A 19,368-nucleotide genomic window follows, 5' to 3' on the forward strand; every position below is an offset into this window, starting at 1 on the left:
GCTCAGACGTCGAACAGGCGGACCTGACCACCATTAAACGAAACGGCAAGCTTGCCGGAGAGAAGCGCGATCGCCTTCCTGCCGAACATCTCGTAGCGCCAGCCCGTCATCGCAGCGATGTCTTCGCTGGTCTCGCCGCGGGCGATCCGGTCAATATCGCTGGAATTGGCAATGAGGCGCGGCACGACATCGTTTTCGTCCGAGACGTGTTTCAGCAGCACCTTTGAGCAGTTCGGGCGCGCCGGCCGGGATCTGGGCGTTCTGGACCGGGCGGGTGAGCTCGGGCGCGAAAGCATCCGGATTGGCGAGGGCTTCCTTGATGGCGTCGACCAGGCCCTGGCCATGTTTGGACCGGATAAAGCCGTTGGGGACGGCGCGCAGCTGGTTGAAGTCGTCTTCCGAGCGCGGCTTCTGGGCGGCGATTTCCTGGATCGCGTCATCCTTGAGGATGCGGCGGCGGGGCTTGTCGAGTTCCTGCGCGGTGCGTTCGCGCCAGGCGGCGACGGCCACCACGATGGCGGCATAGTCCTTCTTGGGCATGCGCAGTTTCAGGCGCTGCCAGGCGTTCATGGGGTCGGTGTCATAGGTGGCCGGGTCTTCGAGTTCGGCCATTTCCTCGCGCACCCAGTTCATGCGGCCGGTATTTTCCAGCTCATCGCGCATTTTGAGGTAGGCGTCGCGCAGATGGGTTACGTCGCCCAGCGCGTAGACCAGCTGTTTCTGGCTGAGCGGGCGGCGCATCCAGTCGGTAAACTGGCTGGATTTGTCGATATGCTTGCGCAGGACGCGCTGGACCAGATTGTCGTAGGAAATCGAATCGCCAAAGCCCAGCGCCATGGCGGCGACCTGGGTGTCGAACACCGGTCCGGGCGGATGGCCGATCAGGCGATTGAAGATTTCGATGTCCTGGCGGGCAGCGTGGAACACCTTGGTCTGGCGGTCTGAGGCGATCAGGTCGAGAAACGGCCGGATATCAAGATCTTCGGCGCGCGGGTCTATCAGGCCTTCCACGCCGGGGGCGGACGCCTGAATGAGGCACAGCTCGGGCCAGTAGGTTGTCTCCCGGTGGAATTCGGTGTCCACGCAGACGAAGTCGGATTCGGAGAGCGCGCCGCACAGATCTTCCAGTGCGGACTGCTCTGTTATGGGGGTCAGGGTGTTGTCAGTCATCCCTTGAGCGCTTATCGCACCAACTTGACAAAGGCGAGGGGGTCTGTGCCCTACGCCGCTTCTTTCTGATTCAGCGATTTTCCGGAGATTTCGCCCGATGCATGCCTATCGCACCCATACCTGCGGCGAGCTGCGCAAGTCCCATGTGGGAGAAACCGTAAAGATTTCAGGCTGGCTGCACCGCCGCCGGGACCATGGCGGGGTGATGTTCATCGATCTGCGCGATCATTACGGGCTCACCCAGATTGTCTTCAATCCCGGCTCTCCGGGCTTTGCGACGGTCGAGCGCCTGCGCGCCGAGAGTGTCATCACGGTTGAGGGCAAGGTCGTCGCCCGTGACGCGGAACTCGTGAACGCGAATCTCGGCACAGGCGAGATCGAAGTCGTTGGCGGTGCGGTCTCGGTCCAGTCCGAAGCGGCCGAACTGCCGATGCCGGTCTTTGGTGATCACTCATATCCTGAAGAAATCCGTCTCAAGCACCGGTACCTGGACCTGCGCCGCGAGCAGCTGCACAAGAACATGATCCTGCGCAGCCAGGTGATCGCGAGCCTGCGCCGCCGCATGGTGGCTGAGGGCTTTACCGAATATCAGACGCCGATCCTGACAGCCTCCAGCCCGGAAGGCGCGCGCGACTTCCTCGTGCCGAGCCGGTTACATCCGGGCGAGTTCTACGCGCTGCCTCAGGCGCCCCAGCAGTTCAAGCAGCTGCTGATGGTGTCGGGTTTTGACCGCTACTTCCAGATCGCGCCCTGCTTCCGGGATGAAGATGCCCGCGCCGACCGCTCGCCGGGTGAATTCTACCAGCTCGATATCGAGATGAGCTTCGTGACGCAGGACGACGTGTTCAATTCGATTGAGCCTGTCATGCGCGGCGTGTTCGAGGAGTTTGCCGATTGGGAAGGCAAAGGCCGCAAGGTTGCTGAAGGTGCGTTCCCGCACATTCCTTACGCAGAAGCCATGCTGAAATACGGCGTCGACAAACCGGACCTGCGCAACCCGATCCTGTGCTCGGATGTCTCCGACATCATGATGCGCGATGACGTGACGCTGGCCGTGTTCAAGAAGATCGTCGGCGGTGGCGGCATCGTGCGCGCTATCCCGGCGCCGAATTCAGCCGAACAGCCGCGCTCGTTCTTCGACAAGATGGATGCCTGGGCGAAAAAGGAAATGCAGGCGCCGGGGCTTGGCTATATGCGTTTCGTTGAAGAAAACGGCGCGCTGACGGCAACGGGCCCGATTGCGAAGTTCTTCGAGCCGGCCGCGCTGGCCGCACTGGCCAAGACGGCCGGCGTGAAGGCGGGCGACGCCCTCTTCTTCTCCGCTGGCGACAAGACGGCTGCCGTGAAACTGCAGGGCCAGGCGCGAATCCGGGTGGGCGAGGAGCTCGGCATCATTGAGCCAGGCATCTTCCGCTTCTGCTGGATTGTCGATTTTCCGATGTATGAGTGGGATGAAGACAACAAGAAGGTAGACTTCAGCCACAACCCGTTCTCGATGCCTCAAGGCGGCATGGAGGCGCTGCTCGCGGCTGACACGGTTGAGAAGCAGCTCGACCTCAAGGCGTTCCAGTACGACATCGTCTGTAACGGTGTGGAGCTCTCGTCCGGCGCCATCCGGAACCACCGTCCGGATGTGATGCTCAAAGCGTTCGAACTGGCCGGCTATGGCCCGGAAGTGGTCGAGGCGAAGTTTGGCGGGATGCTGAATGCGTTTCGCTATGGCGCCCCCCCGCACGGCGGCATTGCGCCGGGCGTAGACCGGATCGTCATGCTCCTGGCGGAGACGGACTCGCTGCGCGACGTGATCCTGTTCCCGATGAACCAGCAGGCCCGCGACCTTCTGATGGGCGCGCCGAGCCCCGTGGACGAGCGACAGCTCAAGGAACTCAACATCCGCCTTGCGCCGGTCGTGAAGGCGTAGGCCGCACACTCAACCGTCATGGCTGAAAACAAGGCCGCCGGGTGATGAGCCCGGCGGTTTTCGTTTGTCGGTATTTCAGGAGCCGCTCAATCAGCTTTCGCGATGATTGTCTGCGTGTCGCACATCGCAAGGCTGATCCCGGCGGGCAAGCGCGTTGTGAGCGAGCCGCAGGCGCCAGCGAAATCAGCCGACTCTGCGCCTGTGACGCCTGTAAGATCAGCCCCTGGCAGGCGGGCATCCCGGAAGGACGCGTCGGTCAGGTCAGCGCCGGTGAAGCTGGCTTCTGTGAGGTTGGCGCCGTCGAAGATCGTGCCGCGCAGGTTGGCGCGGTCGAGGACTGTATCGGTGCAGTTGGCGCCTGAAAGGTCAGCGGTCTCAAGGCGGGCAAACAGCAGGGTCGCGCCTTTGAAGTTCACACCGATCAGGCGGGCCTTTTCGAGATTAGCGCCCTGCATGCGCGCGCGACTGAAGTCTGCGCCCGAAGCGAGCACATCCTGCATGCGGGCATTGTTGAACACGGCATCGGCGAGGCGGGCGCTGGTCAGGTCCGCGCCGCGCAAATCCGCGCCGGTTACATTGGCGTTCTGCATGTTGACAGCAGTGGCCCGGACACCGCGCATGAAGGCATAGTCAAAACGCGCGCCGGAATAATTTGCCCCGTTCAGCGTCCACCCGGCAAGATTGCGGCCCGACAGGTCACACTCTGCGCAGGCACCGCCATAGCTTGGCGACCAGGCTACAGGCTGGCCCTGAGCCAACGCTGTGTTGGCAAATACGGCCGTCAATAAACCGGCCAGCGAGATAAGACGCATTTGTGGCGCGAACATGTGACTTGGATAATGGCAATTCTGAAAACTCTAAACTGAACAAACAGTAAGAAGTGTAAAAGCCCGGTAACTGTGGCTGCTTTGCAATAGCTTGTGACGCCGCGACAGGGTTAATGCGCCGCCCTGCGGGGGTAGAATCAGGAGGGGGACTCGCCTCAGACGCTACTGCGTGGCCCGGCACTCTTCGCCGCAGGTATCGCAGGCCTGGTGGCCGCCTGGCGCCGCTTCAAAGAGGGTAAAGCTTCCACAGGCCGGGCAGGGCTGGGAAAGATAAGCCGGCGTCAGGTCAATCGCCTCATCTTCGGTTGCCTCTGCATCCCCGGTCGCCTTTGCGGCGCGGCGTTTGTTGAGGATCACGATGTTGTCGGGCAGCTGCCCGCGGGAAAAGCCCCGGGAGATGATCTGTGCCGCCTCGGTGGTGAAGGCGGCGGTCTGGGCGCTGCGTGTGGCATCGCCCGCGCCCCGGCCGAGGCCGTCATGGGTCACATCGGCCTCGGCAAGATCGTCGCGGCCGAGATAGGAGAGCGCGAGTTCGCGGAAGATGTAGTCGAGGATCGAGGTTGCCTTGGTGATCCGGTCATTGCCGGTAACTTCGCCGGCCGGTTCAAACCGGGTGAAGACGAAGGCATCGGCATATTCTTCCAGCGGCACGCCATATTGCAGGCCGAGGGAGACCGAGATGGCGAAGTTGTTCATCAGGCTGCGGAAGGCGGCGCCTTCCTTGTGCATGTCGATGAAGATTTCGCCGAGGCTGCCATCATCGAACTCGCCGGTGTGCAGGTAGACCTTGTGACCGCCGACGGTGGCTTTCTGGATATAGCCTTTGCGGCGGTCGGGCAGGCGGGTGCGGCGCACGGGCGGGCCAGCATCGGAAAGTGAGGGCAGGGCGGGCAGGGCTTCAGCGTCTTCGGCGATTTCCTCAGCGAGCGACAGGATCTGATCCATACGGTCGCGCACATCATCAGAGGGCGGCGTGCGATGGCCGGTGAGCAGAACGGAGAGGCCTGCGGCCATGGCCGCTTCGGCCATCTTCAGCCCTTCCCGCGCAGGCACGCGGAGCATCGCCGTGCCATTGAGGGCGCGGGCAGCAGCCGAGGTGAAACGGAGCTCTGCGTCCATCGAAATGTTGAGCGAGAAACCAGCTGCGGCAAGGCCTTTGCCGGCGATGTCTTCCACTGCGCCGTCAATGGCGGCTTCGGCGGCGGCAATATCCTTCTTCGAGAAACCGACAGCGGAGAGCAGCGCCCGGCCGTCCGAATCAAAGCGTTCGGGTGACAGGCGCAGGTCGCCCGCGATGATCTCGTCGCCCAGCACCCAGCGGGAGAAGGCGGCATTCAGTGGCAGGCCATCCCCGATGGCGCGCGTGACGCGCTCGATGGCGTCGTCACTGAAGCCCCGGTCGCGGAGCTTGGTGCGCCCCAGCGCGGCGTCGAGATCCTGCTCTCCGGCGCTGGCGAGGCGACCGAGCAGGACGGGCAGGTGTTCGGGCGCGCGGCGGGCAAGGCCAAGGCGCGCGGCGCGGCCGAGAGACGGGGCTTCCTCGCCATAGGCCAGAACCGTGCGGACGGGCGCAGCGCCTTCGCTTTCGCAGTCCGGCAGGATGGCGCCAAGGTCCATGAGGGGCAGGATGGCGACCTGGCAGTTGCGCCGACCGCCCGCCTTGATGGCTTCAAGGCCCAGGACGCGCGCCTGCGCGGCCGGGAAGGCTGCACCGGTCGCTGCTGCGCGCACCAGCGCCGTCAGCGCGGCGCCCGCGGCAATGCCGGGTTCGGAAGCATAGTCGAGGCCGAGCGACATGACGGCCGCGCCAAGGCCGGCAATGACCAGCACGCCGTCTCCCAAAGAGCGGCCGGCTGCGTCGGCTGAGGAAACAAGGTAGTCGGCTTCCAGCCCGCCAGGGCCTGTGGCGGCGGCAACATCAATGACGCGGCAACGTGTTGCAGCGTCCGGCAGGGGCGCGCGGGCAAGATGGATCTCTGCGCCTTCGTCGAGCACGGCGTCAAGCGCGGCGCTGAGCGCGCCGTCGAGGTGTCCGGTTTCAAACATGCCGGGGCGGGGCGACGGGGTGCTGACCGCTGCAGCGCGCAGGGCGGCGGCGGTTTTCTGGATGCCGCCGGGCTGACGGAGGGCTTCTTCCAGCACGTCCTGGGGCAGGCCGGCAGCGATGGCTTCGGCCAGCTCGGCATTGCGCGGCGCCTCGCCCAAACGTTCCAGCATTTCGGCGGTCGCGAGCTGGGATACGCCCAGCAGGTTGGCTGCCGACCAGGCCGACCGGACCTGTTCAAGGGCAGCAGGCGTCAGCGGCTGGAGAGCGCGGCCGGCGGACCGGGAAATGTCGCGCATCCGTACTTCGCGGGAAATCAGGCCGTCTGCCTCTGCCGCTTCCAGGACTTCCCCCTGCGATTTAGCTGCCATCTGGTCCCGAGCCTCCTGCCGAATCACTCCGGGAGAGGGTGCCTGCTTGCCCCCCCTGCGGCAACCGCTTTTGAGCCCCGGAAAGCGGCCGGTTGCCTGTCTCCGCAGGGCCCGCGCGTCCGCGGCTCATTGCCTGCCCGCCATGGATGGATTAATCGCCCATCATCGCCATATTGGCATCGCCATATTGCGGCCATCAAACACGGTCAGGAAAGCCTGAGATGCTGAAGCAGATTTTCACCTGGTGGAGCGGGAACACCGTCGGAGCCGCCTTCGACATCAAACGGCGTTCGGCCTTTGTCGGGACGGATGAATACGGCAATCGCTACTTTGAGGAGCGCAAGCCTTCGCTCGAAGGCCGCCGGCGCCGTTATGTCATGTATCAGGGGCTGGCTGAGCCATCGAAAGTCCCGGCTGACTGGCATGGCTGGCTGCACCACACGCTGGACGCGCCGCCTACCAAGATGCCGCTGGAGCGCCGCGATTGGGAAACCGATCACACCCCCAACATGACCGGCACGCCCTATGCCGTGAAGCCCAAGGGTGCGATGTCCGCCAAAGGAACGCGTCAGCGCTCAGACTCTGATTACGAGGCCTGGACCCCGGATGCGTGAATCCCTCTTTGAAACCCTGATCGGCGCGATCGTTATCGGCGTTGCCGGTTTTTTCCTCTGGTTTGCGCTCGCGCGTGGCGGCGATACCGCAGCTGTTGGTGCAAACCAGTACGAAGTCACCGCCCGCTTCAACAGCGTGTCAGGAATTTCGAGGGGTTCAGATGTCCGCATCGCCGGCGTAAAGGCTGGCGTGGTCAAGACGATCGAGGGCGATCCAGAGACGTTTGAGGCTGTGCTCAAGCTCTCGCTCGATTCCAAGTGGGCGCTTCCGGACGATACTGACGCCCGCATTTCCACAGATGGCCTTCTGGGCGGCGCCTATATCGCGCTCGAGCCCGGCGCAGGCTTTGACACCATCGCCCAGGATGGCACTGGCGAAATCATCTACACCCGCGGCAGCGTTGACCTGCTTACCCTGTTTGCTTCCTTCGCCTCCGGCGGGGGTGGTAGCAGCCAGAGTAGCGCCTCCCCGGCGGCAGAAGATGACTTCGGCCTGAGCGATGAACCGGAAGTTCCCTCTGACGGAGCCGTGGAATGAAAACTGCTTCCCGTCTGCTTGCTGCAACCAGCCTGGCAGCCCTTGTTGCGCTCACGGCTTCGGCCAACACGATGGCGCAGAAGAATCAGGCGACACTTCGCGCGCTCGACAAGATCACGGGGCGGTCGACCGATATTGTGGTCAAGGTGGGCGAACCGGTTGTGTACGGATCTCTCCGGGTTGAGCTGAAAACCTGCTTCCAGGCGCCGCCTGAGGAAGTGCCGGAAAGCGCCGCGTTTCTGCAGATTGCGTCGACCCGGCCAGTTGCTGTCGAGACGATGGAAGTTGCCGTTGCTGCCAAGGCCGCCGCGCCAGAAGCGGCAGACAATCCGATCCTTTTCTCAGGCTGGATGTATGCCTCGTCCCCTGGCCTCAATGCTCTGGAACATCCGGTCTACGATATCTGGGTGATACGTTGCACGGCGCCTGATCCGGTGAAGCTTCCCGAGCGAGCAACCATTCCGGAAAGTGTTGAGCCGTTGTATGACGACATGCCCGCTGGCGTGACCGAGACGGAAACGCCGCCTGAAGAGGACATTCCGATCGACTGATCGGAGGAGGGCTTTACAGGTCCGCCGTGAAAATCCGCTTCGACCTTCAGGGCCGCTTTCAAGCGCGCCTTGAACGCATCCCGGCTGATCTCGAGCAGGCCAAACTGGACGAGATGGGGATTGTGGAACTGGGCGTCCAGCAACACGTAGCCGCGATCGATGAGACGTGCCGCAAGATGTACCAATGCGATCTTTGAGGCATCGGTTGCCCGCGAAAACATGCTTTCGCCAAAGAACGCCCCGCCCAGGGCAACGCCATAGAGGCCCCCGACCAGCTCATCCCCCTGCCAGCACTCGACCGAGTGGGCAAAGCCCTGCCGGTGCAGCGCGCTGTAGAGGTTGACGATCGGAGAGTTGATCCAGGTGTTCGGGCGGTTGTCATGTGGCTCGCCGCAGGCTTCCACGATGCGGGTGAACGCGGTGTCAAAGGAAACCCGGTAAGGGTCCTGACAGACGCGGCGCTTCAGGCGTTTGGGGATATGGAAAGCATCGAGCGGCAGGATGCCCCGGAAGTCGGGATCAACCAGGAAGAGGCGCGGATCGTCTCGTGAATCCGCCATGGGAAACACGCCCCGGCGATAGCAGGCGAGCAGGTCTTCTGGTCCGAAGCGGGCTGACATGAGCCATGATATGGGTTGCGCCGCGGCAGCTGTAAACGTGGCGCGGTGGCGGGCGCTTATTCGCCCGCCGGAAGCTTGTTGTCTGCCAGGAATTTTTCCAGCCAGTGAATGTTGTAGTCACCAGCCTGGACGTCATCATTGTCCACGAGGCGGCGATGAAGGTCGAGTGTGGTATGGACACCGCCCACCACCATCTCCTGCAGCGCGCGCTTGAGGCGCATCAGGCATTCCCGCCGGGTGCGTCCGTGCACGATGAGCTTGCCGATCAGCGAGTCGTAGTGCGGGGGAATGCGATAGCCGGCATAGGCGGCGCTATCGAGACGCACATCCGGGCCGCCCGGCGCATGGAACTCGGTGATGAGGCCCGGCGACGGCACGAAGGTTTCGGGATGCTCGGCATTGATGCGGCATTCGATGGCATGGCCGACGAGCATCACGTCTTCCTGGCGGAAGGAGAGCGCCTTGCCGTCGGCAATGCGTATCTGCTCACGCACAAGGTCGATCCCCGTGATCATCTCGGTGACCGGGTGTTCGACCTGAAGGCGGGTGTTCATTTCGATGAAATAGAAGCGGCCGTCTTCGTAGAGGAATTCGATGGTGCCGGCGCCGCGATAGCCGAGTTTGGACATTGCGCGGGCGACGATGCCGCCGATTTCCTCGCGCTGAACCTGATTGAGTGCCGGCGAGGGCGCTTCTTCGAAGACTTTCTGATTGCGACGCTGCAGGGAGCAGTCGCGCTCCCAGAGGTGGGCGACATTTCCATGCGTGTCGGCGATCACCTGGATCTCGATGTGCCGCGGACCCTGGAGGTATTTTTCCAGATAGACGGCGTCATCGCCGAACGCGGCCTTCGATTCGGTCTTTGCCGTCTTGATCGCGTTTTCGAGGTCTGCCTCTGTCATGGCGAGCTTCATGCCGCGCCCGCCGCCGCCGGCAGAGGCTTTGACGAGGATCGGGAAACCGATCTTCTTGGCGGCCTTCTTGGCTTCGGCGATTGACTCCACAGCGCCTTCGGAGCCGGGCACGCAGGGGACGCCTGCCTCGATCATCGCCTGCTTGGCGGCGATCTTGTCGCCCATGACACGGATATGCTCGGCCGTCGGGCCAATGAAGGCGATCCCGTGGGCCTCGACCATTTCAGCGAACTGGGCGTTCTCCGAGAGGAAGCCGTAGCCAGGGTGGATCGCGTCGGCGCCGGTTATTTCAGCCGCCGCCAGAATGCGGGATTTCTTCAGATAACTCTCAGAAGACGGTGCCGGGCCGATGCAGACGCTTTCATCTGCAAGGCGCACGGCCATGGCATCGCGGTCGGCTTCGGAGTGAACGACGACGGTGGAGAGGCCCATTTCCTTGCAGGCGCGGTGTATTCGCAGGGCGATTTCACCACGGTTGGCAATGAGGACCTTCTGGATGGGACGCTTGGCCGTCATGCTACTCGATCAAGACCAGTGCTTCGCCGTATTCGACCGGCTGGGCATTGTCGACGTAGATCGCCTTCACAGTGCCCGCGCGGTCGGCTTCGACGGGGTTGAACGTCTTCATGGCCTCGATGAGCATGAGCGTGTCGCCCTTTTTCACCTTTTCGCCGATGGAAATGTAGGCCTTCGAATTCGGATCCGGAGACAGGTAAACTGTTCCAACCATTGGGGATTTTACGGCATTGTCAGACGCTGCTGCCGCCGCCGGGGCGGCTGGTGCGGCAGGCGCAGGCAGGGCGGCCGGGGCAGCGGCAGCCGGCTGGGGCGCGGCTGCGGCTTGGACCACCGTCGGGGCGAGAGGCTTGGAGACCCGCACGCGCAGGCCTTCATGTTCGACTTCAAGCTCTCCCAGGTCAGCTTCCCGAAGGATGGCTGCAAGTTCCCGGATGAGGCCCGTGTCCAGCTTGTTCTTGGCAGTACTCATATTCTAGCTCCTAGCCTCTCCCGATAGCCTCAGGGCCGCGCTCAGCGCGAGTTCATATCCATAGGCACCTAGCCCGGCAATCGTACCAACTGCAACAGGTGCAACGTAATTGACATGCCGGAACGCCTCGCGCGCGGCGGGGTTTGACAGGTGCACTTCGATCAGGGGTATTTTCAATGTTTTCAAGGCGTCATGCAGGGCGATCGAGGTGTGCGTGTAGGCTGCGGCATTGAGGATCAGAGCCCGGCCCTCACGGGCGGCCTCCTGCACCCAGGACACGAGTTCACCTTCAGAATTCGTCTGACGCGCGACAATCGCCACGTCGCCGGCGATCACCCTGAGGCGGGCGTGGATATCCTCGAGCGTATCGCGCCCGTAGATTTCCGGCTCGCGCGTACCCAGAAGGTTGAGGTTCGGCCCGCCGAGGACATATACCGGTTTCGACATGCGCCTTCGTTTGCGCTGTAACGGCCAGCGTGGCAAGAGGGCAACAGTCAGGGAATTTTGGTGATGCAGATCACACTCAATGGTGAGGCAGTCGAGATTGCCCCGGGCACGACGGTTGGGCAGCTTGTCCAACATATATCCAGCGAGACGGGGCGAGACCCGCGCGGCGTTGCCGTGGAGCGCAACCGGGAGATCGTGCCCAAATCCGAGCACGCCATGACCGTGCTGACCGAGGGGGACAGGCTGGAGATCGTGCAGTTCGTAGGGGGTGGATAAGGGGCCAAATATTCCAGGAAAACTCCAACGGCGGCGCCCATCATGGCGCCTGATTCAAAGTCCCAGTCAGGAGACACAAACCCCGTGCCCGACACCGCCTCCCAGAGCCCGATCGACGACCCGCTGGTCATCGCCGGAAAGACATATGCCTCCCGTCTGATCGTCGGCACCGGCAAGTATGCGTCCTATGAACAGAACGCGGACGCGGCGCGGGCGGCCGGCGCCGAGATCGTGACGGTGGCCTTGCGGCGGGTAAACCTGTCGAACCCGAACGAGCCGCGCCTGACGGATCATGTGAAGCCGGACGAGTTCACTTTTCTGCCCAATACGGCTGGCTGCTACACTGCCGACGAGGCGGTGCGCACGCTGCGCCTGGCGCGCGAGGCGGGGGGGTGGAACCTTGTTAAGCTGGAAGTGCTGGCCGATCAGAAGACGCTTTATCCCAACATGCCCGAAACCCTGAGCGCCGCTGAAGCGCTGATCAAGGATGGCTTCGAGGTGATGGTCTATTGCTCGGATGATCCGGTCTATGCCCGGCTTCTGGAAGACGCAGGCTGTGTTGCGATCATGCCGCTGGGCAGCCTTATCGGATCGGGCCTTGGCATCATGAACCCGGTCAATATCCGCCTGATCATCGAGGCCGCGCGCGTGCCGGTGATTGTGGACGCAGGCGTGGGGACCGCCTCCGACGCTGCCATTGCCATGGAACTGGGATGTGATGGTGTACTGATGAATACCGCCATCGCGCAGGCCAAGGACCCTGTCCGCATGGCACGGGCCATGAAGCACGCCGTCATCGCGGGGCGGGAAGCCTATCTGGCCGGGCGGATGCCGAAGAAGCGCTATGCCGATCCGAGTTCGCCGCTGGCAGGATTGATCTGAGCCGAAATGACCCAGAAACCCGACCTCATCATCTTTGATTTTGATGGCACGCTGGCCGACAGTGTGGGGTTTTTTCGTGAGCTGCTGCCGGAGCTCTCGCGCAAGTTCCGGTTTCGCCTGCCCAGTCATGAGGAGCAGGAGGCCATGCGCGGGCGTCCGCCGCGCGAAGTGATGCGGGCGCTGGGCATTCCCGGATGGAAGCTGCCTATGATTGCGGTGTATGCCCGGAAACGGGCGCGGGCGTCAGAGACGTTTCCGCTCTACGCCAGTACACGCGATCTTCTGGATGCGCTGATCGCGAAGGGCATTCCGGTGGCCGTGGTTTCGTCCAATGCCGAGGCAGTGGTGCGCCGGGCCCTGGGGCCGGAGATCAGTTCACGGATTTCCGCCTGGAGCTGCGGCGCTGGCATGTTCGGCAAGGCCAAGCATTTCCGGGACGTGATGAAGCGGCTGAAGGCGGCCCCGGCCCGCACATTGGCGGTCGGAGACGAGATCCGCGACATCGATGCGGCGCGCGAAGTGGGCATCTGCGCTGTGGCCGTCAGCTGGGGATTTGCACCGATGGACGCGCTCCGGGCAGCCTGCCCGGACCACGCATTCGAAGACCCCGCCGAGTTGAAGGCCTTCCTCACGGGATAATCTCTCGCGCTTGCACCCGTCTTACGAGATTGCGCATTTCATGCCCCGAAAGGGCTGGACAGGCAGTCGATTTTTGCCGAGGCAATTGGCAAAATTGGAACAGGAAGGACACAACCGATGAAAACCTGGATTACCGCCGCTGCAACGGCCATTGCTCTGGTGCTGCCCGCCGCTGCAGACGTTCCTGCCATTGGCTTTGCCAAGGCCGAGCGCCCGTCGAAAGGCGCGATCGTACTGCCGGTGGGCAAGGATGGCGCCCTGAGCGGTATCGCCAGGGACGCTGACCGCGCGGCGAAGGGTGCCATTGCCGAAGCGATCATGACGGCCGGGTTCAAGGGCGGCGAGGGCCAGACCCTGACGCTCTATGGCATGGGGCCATACAGCGCGGTGCTTCTGGTTGGCACCGGTGACGGCCTCAAGTCGGCAACCGATCTGCAGACCTATGGCGGGACGGTGGCCCGGGGGACGTCTGCCTGGAAGTCGGCTGTGAATGTGGTCGTGCCAGACGCGGCAGATGTGGCCCAGGACGCCGCCATCGCGGCGCAGGGCGCGATGCTGGGCGCGTATGATTTCGGCAAATGGGGCAAGGCTGCCGAAGAGGCCGCCGGGCCGAAAGTGACGCTGACATTCCTCGCGCCGGATGCCAATGCCGCCACCCGCGCATGGGAAAGCGATGCCCGCGCGGTTGCCGAGGGCGTGTTCTTCGCCCGCGACCTGATTTCGACGCCCTCGAACATCAAGTCGCCTGCCTGGATGGCCGATCAGGTGGTCGCAAAGTTTGACGGCGTGGACGGTGTGTCAGTGACGGTGCTCGACGAGACCCAGATCGAGGCGCTCGGCATGGGCGCGCTCTATGGCACGGGGCAGGGCTCGGTCCGTCCCCCGCGGCTGGTGGCGATTGAATACAAGGGCGGCGCGCAAGGCGATGCGCCGCTTGTGTTTGTCGGCAAGGGCATCACCTTTGACACAGGCGGGATCTCGATCAAGCCGAGCGCAAACATGTGGCGTATGCGGATGGATATGTCGGGCGCGGCGGCCTCTGCGGGCGCGATCCTGACGCTGGCCAAACGGGACGCCAAAGTCAACGCAGTGGCCGTTCTGGCGATTGCGGAAAACATGCCCGATGGCAACGCGATCCGCCCCGGCGATGTGCTGACGTCCATGAGCGGCAAGACCATCGAGATCATGAGCACGGACGCCGAAGGCCGCCTTGTGCTGGCAGATGGTCTCTGGTGGGCGCAGGAGCAGTACAAGCCGAAGATGGCCGTGACGATTGCGACGCTGACCGGGGCAGTTGTCGGCGCTCTGGGGTCTGACTATGCGGGCCTCTTCACCAAGGATGACGGGCTTGCAGGCACATTTCTTGACGCAGCCGAAAAGTCTGGTGAATCGCTCTGGCACCTGCCGGTTCATCCCAACACATTCAAGGCGATCAAAAGCGATGTGGCTGATGTGAAGAATAGCGGCGAAGGCGCGCCGGGCGCATCAGTTGGCGCAGCGTTCCTGATGGAATGGGCCAAGGAAGAGACCCCGTTCGTGCATGTCGATATTGCCGGTGTTGCCTGGCAGAATTCCGGCAATGCGGTCGATCCGAAAGGGGCTGTCGGGTATGGCGTGCGCCTGTTCGATCAAGTGGCACGGACTTATGAAGCCAAGTAATCCTCTGGCGTGTTAAATGTGAAAGGCCTGGCTGGAGATGTCTCTGGCCGGGCTTTTTGTATCTGGAGAGCTGAGCGTTCAGGCGGCAATACGCTCGGCAATGCGGCGCATGACGAAGGAGGGGAACTCCAGGCCGAGGTTCACGACGCAGGTGCGGTCGAGGATGTCCAGCGTCCGGGCGCACATGTCCGGCGAGTAGGTAATGTCGCGCTTTGCCCAATTCCAGGGGTTCATCTTCGGATGGAAGGTGCGCCGCGCGAGGACGGGTTCCCAGTTCGTATACACATGTCTCGAACTGTCCCGCAGCCGGTTCCAGATCCCGGTACGCTCCTGCAAGGCGATGGCCGCGTCGCGCGTTGGTGCTATCAGGGTCAGGCTGACTGCGTTTGCTTCGTCGTTGTGCGGGGTGAGGGTGTAGGCAGAGCTTTGCCGGAGAATTTCGGACATCATGGCGCGGCGCTTCTGGCGGCGCTCAAGGGCCGGGCGGAGCTTTCTCAGCTGAACCTTGGCCATGGCGCTCTGTATCTCGTTGACCTTCATGTTGCTGCCAATGAAGGCGGGCTCGTTGAAGCTGTCTCCATGGCCGCGCATGATCGAGCCCATGTCGTGGTATGAACGGGCACGGGCGAAATACTGGTTGTCATTGGTCAGGAGTGCGCCGCCTTCACCGATGTTGAGGTTCTTCATCTTGTTGAAGCTGAATGCGCCGAGATGGCCGATCGTTCCAAGTGAGCGGCCTTTGTATTTGACGCCAACTGCCTGCGCTGCGTCCTCAATCACGATGAGGCCGTGCTTTTTGCGATGGCCATGATCGCGTCCATGTCGCAGGGAGCGTTGCCCATGTGCACGGGGATGATGGCCCGGGTGTAGGGGGTGATCTTCCGCTCGATGTCTTCAGGGTCGATCGTCAGCGTCTCGTTGATGTCGACCAGGATCGGGACAGCGCCGACCATGACGGGGGCTGTCGCCGTCGCCATCCAGGTGTATGCCGGGACGAGCACTTCGTCGCCCGGGCCGATGCCTGCTGCGGCGAGGGAGGCGATCAGCGCGTCTGTGCCCGATGTCACTGCGAGCGCATGCCGGGCGCCGGTTTGGAGGCAGAGCGCGCGCTCGAACTCGTCGGTGAAGTGTGCCTTTTCGGAATAGCGGGTCAGCTGGCCCTCGGCAATCGCGCGTCCGGCGGCGATCCACTCACAAAAGCCCATGGCTGGCATTGGCTGTGCCTCCCGATTTGGCTCAAGCCTTCCGGGACACTCAATTTTCGTGCCAATGGGGAATAAGCGGGACCGGGCGAAAGGCCGGCCCCTTCACAGGGGACCGGTCCCGCAATGGGTCAGGCTTTGACGAGGCCGATTTCCCGAAGACGTTCCATCAGGAAGTCCTGGGCGGTGATCGGCAGTTCGGCTTTTCCGCCTTCCGCGATGCAGCCTGGCAGGGCTTCAATCAGGAAGTCCTGGTTGAAGTGCAGGAAGAAGGGCGTGGAATAGCGCGGGAAGCGCGAGCGTTCCGGCGCCGGATTGACGACCCGGTGTGTGGTCGAGGGCAGGATGCCGCCGGTATAACGCTGAAGCATGTCGCCGCAATTGATGACCAAAGCGCCGGGGGGTGGGTTGACCGCCAGCCAGGCGCCCGTGCGGTGCTTGACCTCTAGCCCGGCTTCTTCCGCGCCGAGCAGGAGGGTGATGACGTTGATGTCTTCATGCGCGCCGGCACGGACCGAGCCCTCGGCTGGCGGATCCATCTGGGGCGGATAGTGGAGCAGGCGCAGGATGGAATTGCCAAAGTTGACCTTGTCGGCAAACCAGCCTTCGGGAAGGTTCAGGTGAAGGGCAACGCCTTTGAGGAGTTCGGCGCCGAAATCATCCAGGGCCTTGTAGAGGGCGCGGGTGGCGCGGTCGAAATCGGGCACTTCGGCGACACTGGGCGTGTCTTTCATCGTAGTCCGGTAGGGCGATCCGGGGGGCAGGTCGCGTCCGGTATGCCAGAACTCTTTGAGGTCAGCCTGTTTCTGGCCCTTGGCGTTCTCCGTGCCGAAGGGAGTATAGCCCCGCTGGCGCCCGCCTGGGGCGTCATGGTATTTTTCCTTGGCGTCCTCAGGTAGCGCGAAGAATGCCTTGGTGGCGGCAAGGTTGGCATCGATCACGGCCTGCCGGACCGGATGCCCGGTGATGACGGCAAAGCCGGTTTCCCGGAAGGAGCGGCCGAGCGCTTCGGCAAAGGCGGCCTTGTCCGAGTGCCAGAGCGGATAGGGGATGGGTTCAAAGTATTGGGTCATGAGCGTAATTTGCCAGAAGTGAACGAGGCCCGATAGGGGGCGACCTGCCGCGGAAGGAACCAGGGGCAGGGACGCTAAACCTTCCCACAGCCATGGCGGCCTGCTGTTGCTTAAGGAAATATAAAACGCGTCATGCGACCTCTTGCAGGTTGAGTACCCGCAAGGAGCGGCGCGAGCCCATGTCCCCAGCCGATGCCGGCCAGCCTGAAACGCGGGCGGCGCTGCCGCGCCTGCGGCCGCGTCTGGGACTTGCAGATGTGCTGGTGCATTTGTGGCGGGCCAAATGGCTTATGCTCATCGTCTTTCTGCCCCTGTTTGCGCTCGGCCTGTCGGCGGCGATGGTGTTGCCGGAGCGCTATAGGGCAACGGCGCGGCTTGTAATTGCGCCGGCAGCGGAAAGGGCAGACCAGGATCCTGCGCGGCTGGCCCAGTCGGAAATCGAACTGGTCCGCAGCCCTGTGGTCGCCCGCGCTGCGCTGGACAAGGTGACGCTCGCAAAGGCCTATCCCGGACTCGCCGCCCGTTGCGGCATGCGGGACTGCGAGCAGATCGGCGCAGACCTGATCTCCGCTCGCCTCAAGGCAGAGGTTGCGCCCGGCGGACAGGCGGTCACCCTGGAGCTCTCGCATTCCGATCCGGCCATCGCTGCCAGCTTGCTTGATGCCCTGACGCGCGCCTATCTGGATTATCGCCCGGCGGTTCTGGGTGAGGAGCCTGCCTTGCGTTTTGCCGCGCAGCGGGAACGCTTCGAGAAGGAAGCAGCCGATGCGGAAGCGGCGATCCGCACTTATCTGGCGCAGAACGGCCTGACCGGTCTGGAGGCGGAGCAGACCACGCATCAACGCCTCTATGAGGCTGCCAATCTGGAGCTGATGGTGGCGAGCGCGCACAAGGCTCAGCTGGAAGAGGCCCTGGCTGCCTATCGCCGCAAGCTGTCGACGTTGGACCCCGACCATACGCTGTATGAGGAGGATACCTCACGCCAGCGCCTGCAGGAGCTTTATCTGCAGCGGGAAGAGTTGCGCGCGCGCCTGGCACCAAACTCTCTGGCCTTGCGCGATCTCGATAACCGCATCGCAAGAATAGAGGCTTTGCTGAGCCGGCAGGAGGGCGCTGCGGGAACGGTGCGGCGCGGACCTGACCCTCTTTATCAGGAGGTTCAGGGCGCCATCGCGCGCCTTGAGGCAGAGGCTCAGGCAGCAGGCCGTCAGCAGGCAGAGCTGCATGCGCAGATTGCCAGCATTGAAGCGCGCGACCAGAAGATCCGCGAGCTTGCTCCCGGCCTCGCCGAACTGCATCGCCGGCGGGATGTGGCGGCGGACGCCGCGCTCAAGTTTGGCGCGCGTGCGGCAGACGCCCGCGCCCGCACTGATCTTGCACGCGAAGGGGCCGGTGATGTAAGGCTGGTTGAGACGGCGGCCGTCCGTGGGGCTGGAAACAGCCTGCGCGCCCCCGCAGCGCTCGCGGCGTTCCTGCTGGCCGGCATGGCTGCGCTCGCAACTGGTCTCGTGCGCGCAGTCACGCGGCGCGGATTTGCAACGCCTGCCGCTTTGGAGCGGACTGTGGGTGTTCCGGTTGTCGCCGCCGTTCGTCAACACTGACGGCCCCGTTTTCCTAAAGACGCGTTAACCCTGACATGCTAGCGCTCCGGTCAGGACAACCGAAGGCTAGTCATGCTCGATCTGCGGCAGGACCTTTCCGGCCTCTGGCAGGCCGCAACGCGGGTGACCCCGCGTTCGGGCGGGCGTGTCCTGATGTTCATTTCGGCCAGAGAGGGCGAGGGCACAAGCAGCGTCGCGGCCTCCTTTGCCCTGATGGCAGCGGCGCGGGCCGCACGGATGAGCTGGCTGGTGGATCTCGACCTGCGCGAGAACCCTCTCTACACGGCGTTTTCAAAGGGCATCCTGAAAGGTATCGGCCGACCAGGGCATCCCCTGGATGCCTCGCTGGCTCTGGAGCAGATATACTCAGTTCCCGGATCGGAAACTGTTCCTGCCATGTCGAAACTGTTGACCGCGCATCAAATCGATGGGCTCCGTCTTCTGGTCACCCGGTTCCGGAATGAGCGGCTTGCGCCCGGGCAACGCGTGCGGATGCAGGCGGCGGCCGGCTGGTGGGGCGCTTTGCGGCGCAGTGCGGACTGGGCCATCGTTGATGCGCCGTCCCTGTCGCGCTCTCCGGCCGGGCTGACCTACGCTCCCTTGATGGATGGCGTTTTCCTGGTCGTGCAGGCTGACGGCACAGGCGCCGATGAGGTGGACGATCTTCGCGGCGCGGTTGAGTCTGCCGGCGGCACGGTGGCCGGCGTGGTGATGAACCGGCTCAAAACCGGCCTGCCAGTGCGCCGACATTCCTGAGCGAGTGCTTCCCCCCTGCCTTGGCGGCCTGTGGAAATCTTTCGGCGCAGGGCGGGGCTCTGGGTTTGATTGGCCGTCCGATGCGCCCGATAGCCCTGCTGATCCCAATTTCAGGCTGGATTGCAGCCCTGGGCGGCAAATGAGGCTTGCCCGGCCTTCCCATCATCTGTAGGGGTTCTGGTCGCTGGAGAGGTGGCCGAGTGGCTGAAGGCGCGCCCCTGCTAAGGGCGTATACGTTAACGCGTATCGAGGGTTCGAATCCCTTCCTCTCCGCC

Annotated in this window: 18 protein-coding genes, 1 tRNA gene and 2 pseudogenes; 11 read left to right on the forward strand and 10 right to left on the reverse strand. The window is 63.3% G+C overall.

Translation table 11 applies throughout. The features are described 5' to 3' along the window. Positions 1–2: 2 nt before the first annotated feature. Positions 3–185: a hypothetical protein gene (locus tag KG722_RS15110; protein WP_300998346.1), complete on the reverse strand. Its 183-nt coding sequence runs from the start codon at positions 183–185 to the stop codon at positions 3–5. After that, complete coding sequence (gene rnd / locus KG722_RS09725; RefSeq protein WP_300998347.1) at positions 151–1,170, reverse strand: ribonuclease D; 1,020 nt, start codon at positions 1,168–1,170, stop codon at positions 151–153. The genes KG722_RS15110 and rnd overlap by 35 nt, the downstream gene beginning before the upstream one ends. Positions 1,171–1,267: 97 nt before the next feature. On the opposite strand from rnd, the gene aspS reads away from it, so the two are divergent. Further along, positions 1,268–3,091 carry an aspartate--tRNA ligase gene (aspS, locus tag KG722_RS09730; RefSeq protein WP_213271524.1) on the forward strand — a complete coding sequence of 608 codons (1,824 nt, stop codon included), beginning with the start codon at positions 1,268–1,270 and terminating at the stop codon, positions 3,089–3,091. A gap of 86 nt (positions 3,092–3,177) precedes the next feature. Here aspS and KG722_RS09735 read toward each other — a convergent pair whose 3' ends face one another. Together KG722_RS09735 and KG722_RS09740 are read right to left on the reverse strand one after the other, a co-directional pair. Then, positions 3,178–3,918 carry a pentapeptide repeat-containing protein gene (locus KG722_RS09735; RefSeq protein ID WP_213271525.1) on the reverse strand — a complete coding sequence of 247 codons (741 nt, stop codon included), beginning with the start codon at positions 3,916–3,918 and terminating at the stop codon, positions 3,178–3,180. A gap of 162 nt (positions 3,919–4,080) precedes the next feature. Next, positions 4,081–6,333, reverse strand: a complete 2,253-nt coding sequence (locus KG722_RS09740; protein WP_213271526.1) for a hypothetical protein — start codon at positions 6,331–6,333, stop codon at positions 4,081–4,083. Positions 6,334–6,554: 221 nt separating this feature from the next. On the opposite strand from KG722_RS09740, the gene KG722_RS09745 reads away from it, so the two are divergent. From KG722_RS09745 to KG722_RS15460, 3 genes are read left to right on the forward strand one after another with little or no spacing between them, the layout of a single operon-like run. After that, positions 6,555–6,947 carry an NADH:ubiquinone oxidoreductase subunit NDUFA12 gene (locus KG722_RS09745; RefSeq protein ID WP_213271527.1) on the forward strand — a complete coding sequence of 131 codons (393 nt, stop codon included), beginning with the start codon at positions 6,555–6,557 and terminating at the stop codon, positions 6,945–6,947. Continuing rightward, a complete protein-coding gene (locus tag KG722_RS09750) occupies positions 6,940–7,485 on the forward strand; it encodes an outer membrane lipid asymmetry maintenance protein MlaD (protein WP_213271528.1) in 546 nt (181 codons plus the stop codon). Before KG722_RS09745 ends, KG722_RS09750 begins: the two co-directional genes overlap by 8 nt. Continuing rightward, positions 7,482–8,036 carry a DUF2155 domain-containing protein gene (locus KG722_RS15460; RefSeq protein ID WP_366910212.1) on the forward strand — a complete coding sequence of 185 codons (555 nt, stop codon included), beginning with the start codon at positions 7,482–7,484 and terminating at the stop codon, positions 8,034–8,036. The genes KG722_RS09750 and KG722_RS15460 overlap by 4 nt, the downstream gene beginning before the upstream one ends. 23 nt (positions 8,037–8,059) lie before the next feature. Here the strand turns inward: KG722_RS15460 and aat are convergent. The 4 genes and pseudogenes from aat to aroQ all read right to left on the reverse strand — a co-directional run. After that, positions 8,060–8,656 (reverse strand): annotated as a pseudogene (gene aat / locus KG722_RS09755) (leucyl/phenylalanyl-tRNA--protein transferase); the annotation flags it as partial. Between the two features lie 56 nt (positions 8,657–8,712). Further along, complete coding sequence (gene accC / locus KG722_RS09760; protein ID WP_213271530.1) at positions 8,713–10,086, reverse strand: acetyl-CoA carboxylase biotin carboxylase subunit; 1,374 nt, start codon at positions 10,084–10,086, stop codon at positions 8,713–8,715. 1 nt (position 10,087) lies between these two features. Next, positions 10,088–10,558 carry an acetyl-CoA carboxylase biotin carboxyl carrier protein gene (gene accB / locus KG722_RS09765; RefSeq protein WP_213271531.1) on the reverse strand — a complete coding sequence of 157 codons (471 nt, stop codon included), beginning with the start codon at positions 10,556–10,558 and terminating at the stop codon, positions 10,088–10,090. 3 nt (positions 10,559–10,561) lie between these two features. Next, positions 10,562–11,005: a type II 3-dehydroquinate dehydratase gene (gene aroQ, locus KG722_RS09770; RefSeq protein ID WP_213271532.1), complete on the reverse strand. Its 444-nt coding sequence runs from the start codon at positions 11,003–11,005 to the stop codon at positions 10,562–10,564. A gap of 63 nt (positions 11,006–11,068) precedes the next feature. Between aroQ and thiS the strand changes: the two genes are divergently transcribed. The 4 genes from thiS (at position 11,069) to KG722_RS09790 (ending at position 14,461) form a co-directional block, all read left to right on the forward strand. After that, positions 11,069–11,281 carry a sulfur carrier protein ThiS gene (thiS, locus tag KG722_RS09775; protein WP_213271533.1) on the forward strand — a complete coding sequence of 71 codons (213 nt, stop codon included), beginning with the start codon at positions 11,069–11,071 and terminating at the stop codon, positions 11,279–11,281. Positions 11,282–11,365: 84 nt separating this feature from the next. Further along, a complete protein-coding gene (locus KG722_RS09780; protein ID WP_213271534.1) occupies positions 11,366–12,163 on the forward strand; it encodes a thiazole synthase in 798 nt (265 codons plus the stop codon). A gap of 6 nt (positions 12,164–12,169) precedes the next feature. After that, entirely contained in the window at positions 12,170–12,802 is a 633-nt protein-coding gene (locus KG722_RS09785) for an HAD hydrolase-like protein (protein ID WP_213271535.1), read from the forward strand. A 117-nt stretch (positions 12,803–12,919) separates the two neighbouring features. Next, the gene (locus tag KG722_RS09790) at positions 12,920–14,461 is read left to right on the forward strand and encodes a leucyl aminopeptidase (protein WP_213271536.1); all 1,542 of its coding nucleotides are present in this window, start codon (positions 12,920–12,922) and stop codon (positions 14,459–14,461) included. Between the two features lie 78 nt (positions 14,462–14,539). Here the strand turns inward: KG722_RS09790 and KG722_RS09795 are convergent. Both KG722_RS09795 and KG722_RS09805 read right to left on the reverse strand, forming a co-directional pair. Then, positions 14,540–15,675, reverse strand: a pseudogene (locus KG722_RS09795) (DegT/DnrJ/EryC1/StrS family aminotransferase). Between the two features lie 119 nt (positions 15,676–15,794). Continuing rightward, the gene (locus KG722_RS09805) at positions 15,795–16,736 is read right to left on the reverse strand and encodes a 2-oxoglutarate and iron-dependent oxygenase domain-containing protein (RefSeq protein WP_213271539.1); all 942 of its coding nucleotides are present in this window, start codon (positions 16,734–16,736) and stop codon (positions 15,795–15,797) included. Between the two features lie 179 nt (positions 16,737–16,915). On the opposite strand from KG722_RS09805, the gene KG722_RS09810 reads away from it, so the two are divergent. The 3 genes from KG722_RS09810 (at position 16,916) to KG722_RS09820 (ending at position 19,366) form a co-directional block, all read left to right on the forward strand. Beyond that, a complete protein-coding gene (locus KG722_RS09810; RefSeq protein ID WP_213271540.1) occupies positions 16,916–18,337 on the forward strand; it encodes a Wzz/FepE/Etk N-terminal domain-containing protein in 1,422 nt (473 codons plus the stop codon). Between the two features lie 72 nt (positions 18,338–18,409). Then, a complete protein-coding gene (locus KG722_RS09815) occupies positions 18,410–19,093 on the forward strand; it encodes a hypothetical protein (protein WP_213271541.1) in 684 nt (227 codons plus the stop codon). 186 nt (positions 19,094–19,279) lie between these two features. Further along, positions 19,280–19,366: transfer RNA gene (locus KG722_RS09820), tRNA-Ser, on the forward strand. Positions 19,367–19,368 lie beyond the last annotated feature (2 nt).

The sequence above is a fragment of the Hyphomonas sp. genome (genome assembly GCF_018402285.1).
GTDB lineage: Bacteria > Pseudomonadota > Alphaproteobacteria > Caulobacterales > Hyphomonadaceae > Hyphomonas.